This is a genomic window from Corynebacterium occultum, from assembly GCF_009734425.1.
GTDB lineage: Bacteria > Actinomycetota > Actinomycetes > Mycobacteriales > Mycobacteriaceae > Corynebacterium > Corynebacterium occultum.
This window is the reverse complement of the sequence record NZ_CP046455.1, coordinates 1,848,244-1,861,643: the sequence shown is the minus strand read 5'-3', so window position 1 is coordinate 1,861,643 and position 13,400 is coordinate 1,848,244. Positions and strand designations below refer to the sequence as shown.

11 protein-coding genes are annotated in these 13,400 nt (G+C 63.0%); 8 read left to right on the top strand and 3 right to left on the bottom strand.

Annotation, left to right across the window (positions count from 1 at the left end):
• Positions 1–8: 8 nt before the first annotated feature.
• Complete coding sequence (gene yaaA / locus COCCU_RS08680) at positions 9–770, bottom strand: peroxide stress protein YaaA (RefSeq protein ID WP_156231138.1); 762 nt, start codon at positions 768–770, stop codon at positions 9–11.
• A gap of 154 nt (positions 771–924) precedes the next feature.
• Between yaaA and COCCU_RS08675 the strand changes: the two genes are divergently transcribed.
• Positions 925–2,679, top strand: a complete 1,755-nt coding sequence (locus COCCU_RS08675) for a proline--tRNA ligase (protein WP_156231137.1) — start codon at positions 925–927, stop codon at positions 2,677–2,679.
• 240 nt (positions 2,680–2,919) lie between these two features.
• Here the strand turns inward: COCCU_RS08675 and COCCU_RS08670 are convergent, their stop codons facing one another.
• Positions 2,920–4,851 (bottom strand): MMPL family transporter, encoded by a 1,932-nt coding sequence (locus COCCU_RS08670; protein ID WP_231598713.1) that lies wholly within the window; start codon positions 4,849–4,851, stop codon positions 2,920–2,922.
• A 254-nt stretch (positions 4,852–5,105) separates the two neighbouring features.
• On the opposite strand from COCCU_RS08670, the gene COCCU_RS08665 reads away from it, so the two are divergent.
• A complete protein-coding gene (locus COCCU_RS08665) occupies positions 5,106–5,573 on the top strand; it encodes a MarR family winged helix-turn-helix transcriptional regulator (protein ID WP_156231136.1) in 468 nt (155 codons plus the stop codon).
• A 2-nt stretch (positions 5,574–5,575) separates the two neighbouring features.
• On the opposite strand, the gene COCCU_RS08660 is transcribed toward COCCU_RS08665, so the two are convergent.
• Positions 5,576–6,427 carry a DUF4439 domain-containing protein gene (locus tag COCCU_RS08660; protein WP_197088321.1) on the bottom strand — a complete coding sequence of 284 codons (852 nt, stop codon included), beginning with the start codon at positions 6,425–6,427 and terminating at the stop codon, positions 5,576–5,578.
• 38 nt (positions 6,428–6,465) lie between these two features.
• On the opposite strand from COCCU_RS08660, the gene rimP reads away from it, so the two are divergent.
• The 6 genes from rimP (at position 6,466) to rbfA (ending at position 13,395) form a co-directional block, all read left to right on the top strand.
• Positions 6,466–7,020 (top strand): ribosome maturation factor RimP, encoded by a 555-nt coding sequence (rimP, locus tag COCCU_RS08655; RefSeq protein WP_156231134.1) that lies wholly within the window; start codon positions 6,466–6,468, stop codon positions 7,018–7,020.
• A complete protein-coding gene (nusA, locus tag COCCU_RS08650; protein ID WP_156231133.1) occupies positions 7,017–8,024 on the top strand; it encodes a transcription termination factor NusA in 1,008 nt (335 codons plus the stop codon). Before rimP ends, nusA begins: the two co-directional genes overlap by 4 nt.
• Before the next feature lie 404 nt (positions 8,025–8,428).
• A complete protein-coding gene (locus tag COCCU_RS08645) occupies positions 8,429–8,758 on the top strand; it encodes a YlxR family protein (RefSeq protein WP_156231132.1) in 330 nt (109 codons plus the stop codon).
• Positions 8,759–8,862: 104 nt separating this feature from the next.
• A complete protein-coding gene (gene infB / locus COCCU_RS08640; RefSeq protein WP_156231131.1) occupies positions 8,863–11,817 on the top strand; it encodes a translation initiation factor IF-2 in 2,955 nt (984 codons plus the stop codon).
• A 3-nt stretch (positions 11,818–11,820) separates the two neighbouring features.
• Positions 11,821–12,615 carry a metallophosphoesterase family protein gene (locus COCCU_RS08635; RefSeq protein WP_156231130.1) on the top strand — a complete coding sequence of 265 codons (795 nt, stop codon included), beginning with the start codon at positions 11,821–11,823 and terminating at the stop codon, positions 12,613–12,615.
• A 342-nt stretch (positions 12,616–12,957) separates the two neighbouring features.
• Positions 12,958–13,395, top strand: coding sequence for a 30S ribosome-binding factor RbfA (rbfA, locus tag COCCU_RS08630; protein WP_156231129.1), 438 nt, complete (start codon positions 12,958–12,960; stop codon positions 13,393–13,395).
• The last annotated feature ends 5 nt before the right edge of the window (positions 13,396–13,400 follow it).

The following is a 13,400-nucleotide window of genomic DNA, read 5'->3' as shown; positions in this document are numbered from 1 at the left end:
CAGGGAACTTAGGCCTTGACCCCCACCGTGGTGGCACTGCTGACGACCATGGTCAATTCCAGGCCCTCACCCAACTCCATTTCCATTCCGGCCGCCCGGGCCACCTCTGCGACCTGTGCGCCATCCTCCGGCTCACTCTCAGCCTGGGCCAGCAACCGTGCCAGTTGTCCCTTGTAGAACTTGTTGAAATGGCTGACAACCTTGCGGGAACCATCATCCTGCACCGCCTCCACCCGCACCGTCACCGCACCAGGAACCTTGCCCAGCTGCTGGTAGCCACTGCTGCGGAGATCCACGATCAGCCCGGACACCTCACCCAGCACCTCGGTGATGGTTTTTCCCCACCGCGCTTTCATCGTCGGCATGGTGCCATCAGCCTGTGGGATCTTGGAGCTGGCGGAGAGTCGGTAATGGGGAATCGGATCGGTGGCACCGACGACACCGAAGAGTGCGGAGCCGATCGCAAGCCGGGCCAGGGCGGCATCATTAAGCGTGGCAGCATCCAACGCGTCATAGAGTACCCCGGTGTAGCGGTGGATCGCCGACATGGTGGGGGAGCTGAAGAACTCCTGGTTCGCTTCAACTTCCTGACGCAGCTTCGCGCTGAGTTTCAGGGCTTTCTGCATCTCATCGGGATCCATCCGGCTGAGGTCCCGGGCGATGGCCTCCCGGGTGGAGTTGAGTGCCGGGAAGCTCAAACTCTCCCAGTCCAGTGCAGGATGTTCGCCACCAAAGGCCTTGGTCTCAGAGGGGGGAAGCAGGATCAGCATGAGTTAGACCCTAATATCCGGGGGTGTCCGGATAGAGCCGAGGCCCCTGCTTATGGCGGGGTTGGGGGGTCAAGAAAGCACCTCTGATCGGGACCCGGGATTTAAGTGACCCCTGCCGCGTCATGCTGCAGGTTAAGCGGTATATTGACACACTATGATCACACGTCTGTCCACCATGTTCCTGCGTACGCTGCGAGAAGATCCCGCCGACGCAGAGGTGCCGAGCCACAAGCTGCTCGTGCGAGCCGGTTATGTCCGCCGAGCTGCCCCAGGTGTCTACACCTGGCTGCCGCTGGGACTGAAGGTATTGCGCAAGGTGGAGACCGTCGTCCGCGAGGAAATGAACGCGATGGGCGGACAAGAGCTCAGCTTCCCGGCGCTGCTGCCCCGTGAACCCTATGAGACCACCAACCGCTGGAATGAGTACGGTGCAGAACTCTTCCGCCTCCAGGACCGCCGTGGTGTGGACATGCTGCTGGGCCCGACCCACGAGGAGATGTTCACCTCCGTGGTCAAGGACCTCTACTCCTCCTACAAGGATTTTCCGGTCACCCTGTACCAGATCCAGACCAAGTACCGCGATGAGGCACGCCCCCGCGCCGGGGTGCTGCGGGGACGCGAGTTCATCATGAAGGACTCCTACTCCTTCGACATGTCCGACGCCGGCCTGGAGGAGTCCTACCAGCGTCACCGCGCTGCTTACCAGCGTATCTTCGACCGTCTGGGCCTGGAGTATGTCATCTGTGCCGCCACCTCCGGTGCCATGGGTGGTTCCGCCTCCGAGGAGTTCCTGGCTGTCTCTGAGACCGGTGAGGACACTTTCGTCCGTTCCACCGAGGGGGAGTACGCCGCCAACGTCGAGGCAGTTGTCACCCAGCCCGGTGTGGAGCGTCCCATCGAGGGCCAGCCCGATGCCGTGGTTCATGAGACCCCCGATTCGGAGACCATTGAAACCCTGGTGAACTGGGCCAATGATGCCGGTGTCACCGTCGAGGGTCGTGCCGTCATGGCCGCCGACACCCTCAAGTGCATCGTCGTGAAGGTCACCGAGGCAGGTGCCGAGCCGGAGCTGACCGGTGTGCTGGTGCCCGGTGACCGCGAGGTCGACATGAAGCGTCTGGAGGCTTCCCTGGAGCCGGCCACCGTGGAGCTGGCCTCGGAGGAGGACTTTGCCAAGTCTGATTTCCTGGTCAAGGGTTATGTCGGCCCGGTCGGGCTGGCCAAGAATGGTGTCCGCGTCCTGGCTGATCCGCGCGTGGTCAGCGGCACTTCCTGGATCACCGGTGCCGATGAGAAGAACCGCCACGTCGTCGGCTTGGTCACCGGCCGTGACTTCACCCCGGATGGTTTCATCGAGGCCGCCGAGGTCAAGGAGGGCGATCCGGCACCGGAGGGCCTGGGCACCCTGACCCTGGCCCGTGGCATTGAGATCGGCCATATCTTCCAGCTGGGCCGCAAGTACACCGAGGCCTTCGATGTCCAGATCCTGGATGAGAATGGCAAGCGTGCCGTGCCCACCATGGGTTCCTATGGTGTCGGTGTGTCCCGCCTGGTGGCCGCTCTGGCGGAGCAGTATCACGATGAGAAGGGACTGAACTGGCCGATTGAGGTCGCTCCCTTCCCGGTGCATGTGGTCATCGCCAACAAGGATGAGATCGCCCGCGAGGCCGCCGAGAAGCTCGCCGCAGATCTGGATGCCGCCGGCATTGAGGTGCTTATCGACGACCGTCCCAAGGTCAGCCCGGGTGTCAAGTTCAAGGATGCCGAGCTGCTCGGCATGCCGTTGGCAGCCATCCTCGGCCGCAGCTTCAGCGATGGTGTCATCGAATTGCGCCAGCGTGGCGGGGAGACCCTCGAGGTTCCGGCCGCAGAGATCGTGGAGCGGATCATCGCTCTGGTGCGCAACTAATACAGTGTGCTGAGAGCAACTCCCTGAGGGAGGGTGCCGGAGGAATCCTCCGACACCCTCCCTCAACTCATTTCGGGGATGGGTGTGCCGGTCAGAGGAGTGTTGGCTGGAAAGTCGTGTGAAGGGGTCCGGGCTGTCCATGATGCCCGGAACCCTGAGCTTGCCAGGGCTGAGGAAAAAGAAAAGATCCCCACCACAGCCTCTGGGGTGGGGAGCCTCACTGATCAAGGACGTTGAACTTTAAGCCTTGACACTGAGTGTTTCACTGTCGTCGGCAGCGTTCTCAGTGTTCTCGGGGCTGGGCTTGAGCGTGGTCGGCCACCAGAACTTCTCACCCAGCAGACGCACCAGGGAGGGGATGAGCAGGGTGCGGACCAGCAAGGTATCCAACAGCACACCGATGAAGATGACGATGCCGATCTGGGCGAGGGCCACCAGGGGCAGCACACCCAGGGCGGCGAAAACCGCGGCCAGCAGGATGCCAGCGGAGGTGATCACGCCGCCGGTGGAGGACAGTGCGGTGAGGACACCATCACGGGTGCCCACCTTGCGGGCATCTTCACGGGTTCGGGTGATCAGGAAGATGGAGTAGTCGATACCCAGGGCAACCAGGAAGACGAAGGCGTAGAGGGGGGTGGTGTCGGCGTAGGTGTCGAAGCCGAAGATCCCGGTGGAGATCCACCAGCCCAGACCCAGGGCGGCGATATTGGTCAGGAGCACCGTGCCGACCATGATCAGCGGTGCCAGGAAAGAGCGCAGCAGGCCGACCAGGGCCACGAAGACGACCAGCAGCACCAACGGGAAGATGATCATCCGGTCTGAGGCGGCGAAGTCCTTGGTGTCCAGCAGTTCAGCGTCGGAGCCGCCGACCAGGGTCTCGGTACCCTCAAGCACCGCACGCAGCTCAACGGTCTCATCCTCAGCCGCAGGGACATCGGTGACATTGAATACCGCCCAGCCATTGACCTCATCAGCCGGAGTGAAGGTGATGTCAGCCTGCTCCATGCGGGAGGTGACTTCCGCTGCATCCTGGGTCAGGACCTTCGCGGGGGTGGCATTCTGCTCAGGGAAGGACTCGGTCAATTCAGCGGCCGCGGTGATCGACTCCGGGGTGTCGATGAACTGGTCCTCCTGCTTGAGGCCGATGTTCAGGAAAGGGTAGCCGGCCGCACAGATGATGAGCAGCGCCAGGCAGCCGACGAGCACCTTGCGGGGGCTCTGGCGGACCACATTGCCGATCCGGTCCCAGAACTTGTGCTCGACCTTGGTGCCGACCTCCGGCTTCTGCGGCCAGAAGATCCAACGGCCGAAGGTGACCAGTGCCCCAGGCAGCGCGAAGAGGGCGAATGCCATGGCGATGACGATACCGATCATGGTGGCTGCACCGAGGCCACGGTTAGCGGCGGTGTTGGACAGCATCAGGCAGGCGACGCCGAGAACCACGGTCACACCGCTGGCTAACACGGTCTTGGCGGTGGGGGTCCAGGCCTTCGCCATGGCCTCGAAACGGTCGGGGGTGTGGTGCAGTTCATCCCGGTAACGGGAGATCAACAGCAGTGCGTAGTTGGTGCCGGCGCCGAAGACCAACACGGAGAGAATACCTGCGGTGGACTCATTCCAGGTCATGCCCAGGGCATCGAGGACCCAGGTGAAGGCGGTGGCTGCCACGCGGTCGGCGATGCCGATGACCGCGAGCGGAATGATCCACAGGATGGGGGAGCGGTAGGTGAAGATCAGCAGTACCGCGACAATGAGGCCGGTGACGCCGAGCAGCAGGAAGTTCGCTCCCTCAAAGACTCCGGCGAGGTCTGCACTGATGGCGGCGGGACCGGTGACCTGGGCGGTGACCCCCTCGGGAAGACCAGCCCGAGCTTCACCGCGCAGGGCCTGAACCTCATCGCTGTTCCCGGACAGGGATTCCGCGTCAATGTTCAGGGGGATGATCGCGGCGGTGCCATCTTCACTCGGGATGGCTGGCCCACCGAGTTCCTGGGCCTTGGTGCCTACGGCAGCCATGTCAAGGGGGCCGTTATCGGATTTGAAGAAGATGACTGCGGCGTTGCCATTGGCGGAATCACTGTCAGCCAGGATCTGGGATACCTGGGTGGAGTCAGCTTCATCCGGCAGCATGCCGGTGGGGTTATTGGGGAGGGTGGCGGAACCGATCGCCATGACCAGCCCACCCACTATGAGGAGCAATAGGGTAAGCCACCGGAAGCGGCGCATAATGGTTGAGTTCAATGTAGTTACCTTTCACCATGGGGGCATCTGAACAGCTTCCGCGTTAGCCGTGTGAACCTGTCAAGCACCGATACAGCAGGAATGGTTGGATCTTCGCTTTACTTCGATTATCGTACAATAAGTTCAAACAGGGAAAGGGGCGAGGTGTGGGAGATTCCCCGGGAAAGTGGGCGAAGGAGAACCAGATGCACAAGGCATCAATCCTTCTCCGCCAGATTCTTGTGCTCAATGATGCTGTGGAATTCCATACCCGCCGCTGCCTCAACACCAATGACACAGATCTGCAGGCCATGCAGCTTCTGATGTACCAGGGAAGTATGACACCGACCGAATTGACCGGGCGTCTTCATCTGAGCGCGGCGGCCACCACCACCGTGATCGATCGCCTGGTGCGGCGGGAGCATGCGGAACGGGTGCTCCATCCGGACGATCGAAGGCGAACCCTGATCCGCCCCGTCCCTTCGGCTGCGGCCGAAGTCATGGAACTGATCCTCCCGATGATCAGTGAATCGGATGCGGTCATCCAGAGCATGTCCCCAGCGGAGCAGGATGCGGTGGTGCGCTATCTGGAAGGCGTGGGTGACTCGATGCGTTCCTTCATCGGGGACCTGCAGACACGCCTCGCAGCGGAGGGGCCGGCGGCCAAGAAGTAGGCTCAGTCCAGCAGGGAGGGGGTGGCAGCGGCGTGCGCGGCGGCCTCCACCGCGAAGCTGCGCCAGTTCGCGGACTCTGCGACCGCTGCAGCCGCCTGCCAGTGCAGCAGGGTGTCAGCGGCGATCGTGTTGGCGAATGCACGGGCAGAGGCTGCGTCGACCGGTTCCGGCAGCGCGTCGAATTCATAGCCCGGCTGGGGTTCGGGAACCTCGCCACTATCCTGAAGCAGCAGCTGCAGTGCCAGGATGCGCTCCCGGTGGGCGGTGAGCAGGGCGTCGATGAGCGTGCGGGTATCCGCATCGGCGAAGGCCAGGGCGACACCGAGCCCGTACTCGGTAGCCAGCTCCTGCTCGAGCAGGCCCCGGGCAGCGGCGAGGTCGATCTCAGAGCTGAGGATCGGGGTATCCGGCAGGGAGGTGTCGCCGTCCGCGGCGGCCAGATCAATGGCCTGGGCCGTCAACAGATCGCGGGACTCTTCCGGAGCCTCTCCCGTGGCCAGGACATTGTCCAGCAGGGCGGCATTGATGATCTCCCCTGGGCCACCAGTTTCGGTGTCGCCCGATTCCGGCGCTTCGGGAGCATCAACTTCACAGGAGACGGGCACTGTTCCGCTCTCATTGATCCCGCAGAGACGCTGGATCTCCGCGAGTAGGGCATCCGCCTGGGAGGCGCGGAGATCTGCCAGCTCAGGCTCCTGATCTGCGAGTATTCTCGCATCTTCACCGGCGCGGAGATAGAGGGTTTCAAGTTCCTGGTTGGGTCGAGGTCCCAGCACGTCCATCATCGAGCAGGCGCTCAGCGCCGTTGCGGCAGTGATGATCAGGGCGGTCGAAATCAGGGGCTTGAGGTTCACGTGCAACCACATTAGCGGCTCAGGATAGGCTGATGGGTATGGCATTCCCCAGCGTCGAGCAGTTGACAGAACTCATCACCCCCATCACGGAATCTCACCGGATGGACGTGGAAACGATCAAGGTGGTCCGGGCCGGAAAGAAATCCGTGGTCTCGATCGGTCTCGACTCCGACACCCGTCCCAGTCTCGATGAGCTTGAGGTGGTTTCCCAGGAGCTCTCCGAAGTTCTCGATGCCGCAGAGACTGAGGGGCGCTACAGCTTCGGCGCGGGCTACACCCTGGAGGTCTCCACCCCGGGCGTTGAGCTGCCCTTCACTGCACCCCGTCACTGGCGTCGTAACCGCACCCGCCTGGTCAAGGTGACGCAGGAAGGTACATCTCAGATCTGGCGTATCGGCGCCCTCAACAGTAGCGAAACTGCCGTGATTCTGGTCGGCACGGACAAGAAACAGCCTGTGATCCGCAACCTTGAATTAACGGAAAGCCACTCCGCAGTGGTAGAAATTGAATTCGCTAAACCACCGGCTATGGAGCTTGAGCTCGCCGGACTGAACCATGAAGATGCCCTGGAACGGGGAGAGGAAGACAAGTGAATATCGATTTGCAGGCACTGAAGGCCATTGAGACCGAGAAGGGGATTCCGGTCAGGGATCTGCTGAGCACCATCGCCGGCGCCCTGCTTCACGCCTACCTGGAGTACCGGGACAGCGCCCTGGCCAACGTGAACGCCAAGTCCCGTGTAGACATTGATGCCGAGACCGGCTCCGTCAACGTCATCGTCACCGAATTCGATGAGAACGGTGAGGTGGACAGCGAATACGATGACACCCCCAGCAACTTCGGCCGTGTTGGCGCCCAGGCTGTGCGTGAGGCCATCGTCGCCCGTATGCGTGAAGCTGAGGCTGGCCGCGCCTTCGATGCCTACACCGCCTATGAGGGCAAGGTCGTCTCCGGACTGGTGCAACGTGATGTGCGCGCCAATGAGCGTGGCATGGTCGTTGTCCAGCTCGGCACCGAACTGGACTCCCAGGACGGTATCCTACTGCCGGCCGAGCAGATCCCGGGCGAGAAGTTGGTCCACGGTGACCGCGTCAAGGCTTTCGTCGTCGAGGTCAACAGGGGCACCCGCAACATTCAGATCAACCTTTCCCGCACCCACCCCGAGCTGGTGCGTGGCCTCTTCGAGCTGGAGGTCCCCGAGGTTGCTGACGGTTCCGTCGAAATCGTGGGCATCGCCCGGGAAGCTGGCCACCGCTCCAAGGTTGCTGTCGCTGCCCGTGCCCGCGGGCTGAACGCCAAGGGTGCCTGCATCGGCCCGCGTGGCCAGCGTGTCTCCAACATCATGAATGCGCTCGGTGGCGAGAAGATCGACATCATCGACTATTCCGATGACCCGGCTGTCTTCGTCGGCAATGCCTTGGCGCCCTCCAAGGTGGTCAAGGTGGAGGTCACTGATCTGGAGGCACAAACCGCGAAGGTGATCGTGCCGGACTACCAGCTGTCCCTGGCCATCGGCAAGGAGGGCCAGAATGCCCGCCTCGCCGCACGACTGACTGGTTGGAAAATCGATATCCACTCCGATGCGGCCGCCGACTAGAAGGTGAAGGGGGAGGGATGGCAGTATCGCCTCCCTCAACCTTGCTGAAGCGGGCGGGACCTGAATCAATGATTCAGGTTCCGCCCGCTTCAGCGTTTCCTGCCGAGCTCGCCAAGGGACTGCTGTGATGGGGGGCAGGGGCGCTCAGCGCAGAATCGCCGGAATCCGGCTCAGCGTGAAGTTCTGAAAGGGTCGAATAGTGTCCGGGCAGGCGGATATCGGGGGAAAATTGGTCGAGTTAATATACCCAAGTTCAATTTCAGGTGACTTTAGCGTAAACTAGACAGCGGCCCACGTGCATTAGCATCGAAGCGCCTCGGAGTTCCCCATGAACCCCGGGGACCTCGACTGTGAGGTTCAAGATTTTGGTTGCCGGTAAATGCCGGCACGGTGAGAGGAGACGAATGACGGATAGCCGCCGAGGTGGAACTTCACCCCAGCACATCCGTATTCGTACGTGTATCGCCACCAAGAAGCAGAAGCCGGATACTCAGCTTCTGCGCATTGTCGTCGATCCCGAGGATAATGCCCGATTGATCCCTGATCCTGCCCGCCGGATGTCCGGCCGGGGAGCGTGGATCACTCCGAATCTCGATGCACTCGAGCTGGCGGAACAGCGCCGTGCCTTCGGGCGTGCGCTTAGGGTGTCCACCTCAGTGGACACAGGTCAGGTACGAGCCTATCTCGCGGATAACAACGCGGGAACAGACATTGTAAGGAAGACCGAACACTGATGAGCACACGATGAAGCATCAGCGATGAACGTCAACAATTCAACCTAGGTGTCGAGGCCGCTTTCTTGGCCTTCGACTCCTGGAAATAACCTCTTAGGAGAGAAGTGCCCGGAAAGCTACGCGTACATGAGCTTGCAAAGCAGCTCGGCGTAACCAGCAAGGAATTACTCGGAACGCTCAAAGAGCAGGGCGAGTTCGTTAAGACCGCATCCTCGACCATCGAACCCCCGGTGGTCAAGAAGATGCGCAGCCACTACGGCACCTCCAATGGTGCTGAAAACAATGCGGCCCCCACCCCGGGTTCCGCTGCACCCAAGCCGGGCGCTGCACCCAAGCCGGGTGCCGCACCTAAGCCGGGTGCCCCTAAGCCTGCTGCTGTTGCCAAGCCGACCCCGGCCGCCGCAGCAAAGCCGGCTGCCGCTAAGCCGACCCCGGCCGCCGCAGCAAAGCCGGCTGCCGCTAAGCCGACCCCGGCCGCCGCAGCAAAGCCGGCCGCCGCAAAGCCGACCCCGGCCGCCGCAGCAAAGCCGGCCGCCGCAGCAAAGCCGGCCGCCGCAGCAAAGCCGGCCGCCGCAGCAAAGCCGGCTGCTGCTAAGCCGGCTGCTGCTAAGCCGACCCCGGCCGCCGCAGCACCTAAGCCTGGCGGTACTCCGAAGCCGAGCGAGGCTGCAATGCCCCGTCCGATGGCAAAGCCCGGCCCCAAGCCGGGTGGCCGCGCTCCGCGAGTCGCCAACAACCCCTTCTCCTCCGGTGGCGGTGAGCGTCCGGCTCCCCGTCCCGGTGGCGGACCTCGCCCCGGTGGCGGACCCCGTCCCGGCGGTGGACCTCGCCCCGGTGGTGGACCTCGCCCGGGTGGTGCCGCAGGTGGCCGTGGTGGCCAGAGCGCCGGTGCCGGTGCCGGTGCCAAGGGTCGTAGCCCGCGTCCCGGCGGTGACCGTCCGGCACAGGGCAGCGATCGTCCGGCACAGGGCGGCGGACGTCGTCCGAGCCCGGCCATGATGCCCGCGAACCCCGCCGCGATGCCGGCCAAGGCTGCCGGTGGCGGCCGTGGTGGCCGTGGCGGCCCCGGTGGCGCTGGCGGTCAGGGTACCGGTGGCGGTTTCAAGGGCGGCGGAGCTCGCGGCGGACGTCGTGGTGGTACCGCGGGTGCTTTCGGGCGTCCCGGTGGCGCACCGCGTCGTGGCCGTAAGTCGAAGCGTCAGAAGCGTAATGAATACGAGGCAATGCAGGCACCGAACGTCATCGGTGGCGTTCGTCTGCCGGACGGCCGCGGTGAAACCCTTCGCCTGCGTCGTGGTGCCTCCCTCTCTGACTTCGCCGAGAAGATCGGCGCCGAGGCATCGGCACTGGTTCAGGCGCTGTTCAACCTGGGTGAAATGGTCACCGCAACTGCTTCTGTCTCCGATGAGACCCTGCAGCTGCTGGGCGACGAGATCAACTACAAGGTTGAGGTCGTCTCCCCGGAGGATGAGGACCGTGAGCTCCTCGAGCGCTTCGACCTGCAGTTCGGTGAGGACGAGGGTGAGGATGATGACCTCGCCAAGCGTCCCCCGGTGGTCACCGTCATGGGTCACGTCGACCATGGTAAGACCCGACTGCTGGACACCATCCGTAAGGCGAATGTCGGCGGCCGTGAGGCCGGTGGCATCACCCAGGGCATCGGTGCCTACCAGGTTGATATCGCCATTGAGAACCGCGACCGGAAGATCACCTTCCTGGATACTCCGGGTCACGAGGCCTTCACCGCCATGCGTGCCCGTGGTGCCAAGTCCACCGACTTGGCGATTCTGGTTGTCGCTGCGGATGACGGCGTCATGCCGCAGACCGTTGAAGCGATCAACCATGCCAAGGCTGCCGATATCCCGATCGTCGTCGCGGTGAACAAGATTGATAAGCCAGAAGCGGCTCCGGACAAGATCCGTGGCCAGCTCACCGAGTACGGCATTGTTCCGGAGGAGTACGGCGGCGACACCATGTTCGTCGACATCTCCGCCAAGCAGGGTCTGAACATCGATGAGCTGCTCGAAGCTGTCCTGCTGACCGCTGACGCGGCACTGGATCTGCGCGCCAACCCGGATATGGATGCCCAGGGTGTCGCCATCGAAGCACACCTCGACCGTGGTCGTGGCCCCGTGGCCACCGTCATCGTCCAGCGCGGTACCCTCCGCGTCGGTGACTCCATCGTCGCCGGTGACACCTATGGCCGTGTTCGTCGCATGGTTGATGAGCATGGCGAAGACGTGGAAGAGGCGGGCCCGTCCCGTCCGGTCCAGGTCCAGGGTCTCAACGGCGTGCCCGGCGCCGGCGACAACATCATGGTTGTCGAGGATGACCGCCTCGCTCGTCAGATCGCTGACCAGCGCAATGCCCGCAAGCGCAATGCCATGGCGGCACGCAGTCGTAAGCGTGTCTCCCTGGAGGACCTGGATTCCGTGCTCAAGGAAACCAGCACCCTCAACCTCATCCTCAAGGGCGACAACGCCGGTTCGGTGGAAGCCCTGGAGGAGTCGCTGCTCAAGCTCGAGATCGACGACGAGGTTCAGCTCAACATCATCGACCGTGGCGTCGGTGCGGTCACCCAGACCAACGTCACTCTGGCAGCGGCCTCCAACGCGGTCATCATCGCCTTCAACGTTCGCGCTGAGGGCAAGGCCACCGAGGAAGCCAACGCCGAGGGTGTCGATGTCCGCTACTACACCGTGATCTACAAGGCTCTGGAAGAGGTGGAGGCTGCTCTCAAGGGCATGCTCAAGCCGATCTACGAGGAGCGCTCGGTCGGCACCGCCGAAATCCGCGCGATCTTCAAGGCTTCCGCAGTCGGCCTCATCGCAGGTTGCATGGTGGAGTCCGGCAAGGTCCGCCGCAACGCCAGCATCCGCCTCATGCGCGACGGCAACGTCGTCACCGACACCGCGAAGATCGTCTCGCTGCGTCGTGAGAAGGATGACACCACCGAGGTCAGCGCAGGTTATGAGTGCGGTATGGTGCTGTCCTACCCGAACATCGCCGTCGGAGACAAGATCGAGGTCTTCGAGATGGTTGAGGTCCCCCGGGACTAGTTGATGAGCAGCACCCTCTGGTCCGTCTCGGATCTGCACGTCAGCTTCCCCGCCAACCGCGGGAAAGTTGAGGCGCTGCAGCCGAAGGATCCGGGGGACTGGCTTATTGTCGCCGGAGATGTGGCGGAGCGTATCGACGAGATCGTCGATACGCTCGCCCATCTCCGGCGTCGTTATTCCCGGGTCATCTGGACCCCGGGGAATCATGAACTTTTTGCCCGCCGCAGCGAACGTTTCAAGGGCAGGGAACGCTACCGGCTCCTGGTGGATCTGCTGCGTGAGGTGCAGGTGGACACTCCGGAGGATGAGTACCCCCGTTTTGGCGAGGTCACCATCGCCCCCTTGTTCACCCTCTATGACTATTCCTTCCGGCCTGCGCACCTGAGTGCCTCCCAGGCGTTGGAGGCTGCCCGCCAGGCCCGGGCCACACTGGATGATGAGCTCTACATCGCCCCCCATGTCAATATTCCGGCCTGGTGTGAGGAAAGAGTCGCCTATTCTCGGCAGCGTCTGGCAACCGTCACCGGGCCGACTCTGCTGGTGAATCACTGGCCCCTGGTGGTGGAACCGACCCTTCGGATGGCTAAACCGGAGATGGCCTTGTGGTGCGGTACAACTGCGACACGTTCTTTCACCCGGGACTTCAATGCCATTGGCGCGGTGCACGGACATCTGCACATGCCGGAAGAGATGAAGGTGGCGGGTTATTCCCACCTGGATGTTTCCCTCGGTTACCCCTTCGAGCAGCAGCGAATGCCGCCCCGGGCCTGGCCTTATCCGACGCTGCGTCGTCCTTAACCGCTCCCGCTTATCGACGCCCTGCGGTGCCCCCAGGGCTGCATATCACTCTGCTTCGCGGTTCTCGCCGCCCCCCCCTGGGGGAGGGGATTTCCACTGCTCTCCCAGAGGCCCCCCGGCATTCTGTGACCTGCCTGGGGCCGGGAGAACTGGGGTATCTGTACTCTCCCGACCAGCCGGCAGCGCCCCAACCTCCACCAGGAGGGGCTTGTCTCATTGGGTGGGGAGCATGATTCCCATCACTGGACGGTTCCCGGAAGGAGTCGGGGATATCGAAGTAGCTGCCCGGTCGGGGTAGAATCTCGGGAAGTTATTACCCGCCTTAAGAAGGAGAGGTCCGATATGGCTGACAAAGCCCGTGCCGCCCGGATGGCCAAACGAATCCAGACCATCGTAGCTAGCGCCATCGAACGGCAGATCAAGGACCGTCGTCTTGAACTGGTGACGGTCACGGATACCCGTGTGACCGGTGACCTGCATGACGCAACCGTCTTTTACACCGTCCGAGGCCAGGAAATTGATGAAGCCCCGGATCTGGCGGCCGCCGCGGAGGCACTCCACCGCGCCCGCGGCCAGCTGCGCAAGATCGTCGGGGATGAGCTCGGTGTCCGTTTCACCCCGACCCTGAGCTTCGAGGTCGACTCAGTTCCGGCGGCTTCCGCGCACATGGAGGCACTGCTCGCCCGCGCCCGCGCCCGGGATGCGGAGCTGGCCGAACTGAAGAAGAACGCCACCCCGGCAGGGGATGCGAACCCCTACAAGATCGATGGGGAAGAGTAACTGTC

Excerpts from the sequence above, each read along its gene's own strand:
- yaaA (WP_156231138.1), bottom strand. The coding sequence starts at position 770 with ATGCTGATCCTGCTTCCCCCCTCTGAGACCAAGGCCTTTGGTGGCGAA.
- COCCU_RS08675 (WP_156231137.1), top strand. The coding sequence starts at position 925 with ATGATCACACGTCTGTCCACCATGTTCCTGCGTACGCTGCGAGAAGAT.
- COCCU_RS08670 (WP_231598713.1), bottom strand. The coding sequence starts at position 4,851 with ATGGCGATCGGTTCCGCCACCCTCCCCAATAACCCCACCGGCATGCTG.
- COCCU_RS08665 (WP_156231136.1), top strand. The coding sequence starts at position 5,106 with ATGCACAAGGCATCAATCCTTCTCCGCCAGATTCTTGTGCTCAATGAT.
- rimP (WP_156231134.1), top strand. The coding sequence starts at position 6,466 with ATGGCATTCCCCAGCGTCGAGCAGTTGACAGAACTCATCACCCCCATC.
- COCCU_RS08645 (WP_156231132.1), top strand. The coding sequence starts at position 8,429 with ATGACGGATAGCCGCCGAGGTGGAACTTCACCCCAGCACATCCGTATT.
- COCCU_RS08635 (WP_156231130.1), top strand. The coding sequence starts at position 11,821 with ATGAGCAGCACCCTCTGGTCCGTCTCGGATCTGCACGTCAGCTTCCCC.
- rbfA (WP_156231129.1), top strand. The coding sequence starts at position 12,958 with ATGGCTGACAAAGCCCGTGCCGCCCGGATGGCCAAACGAATCCAGACC.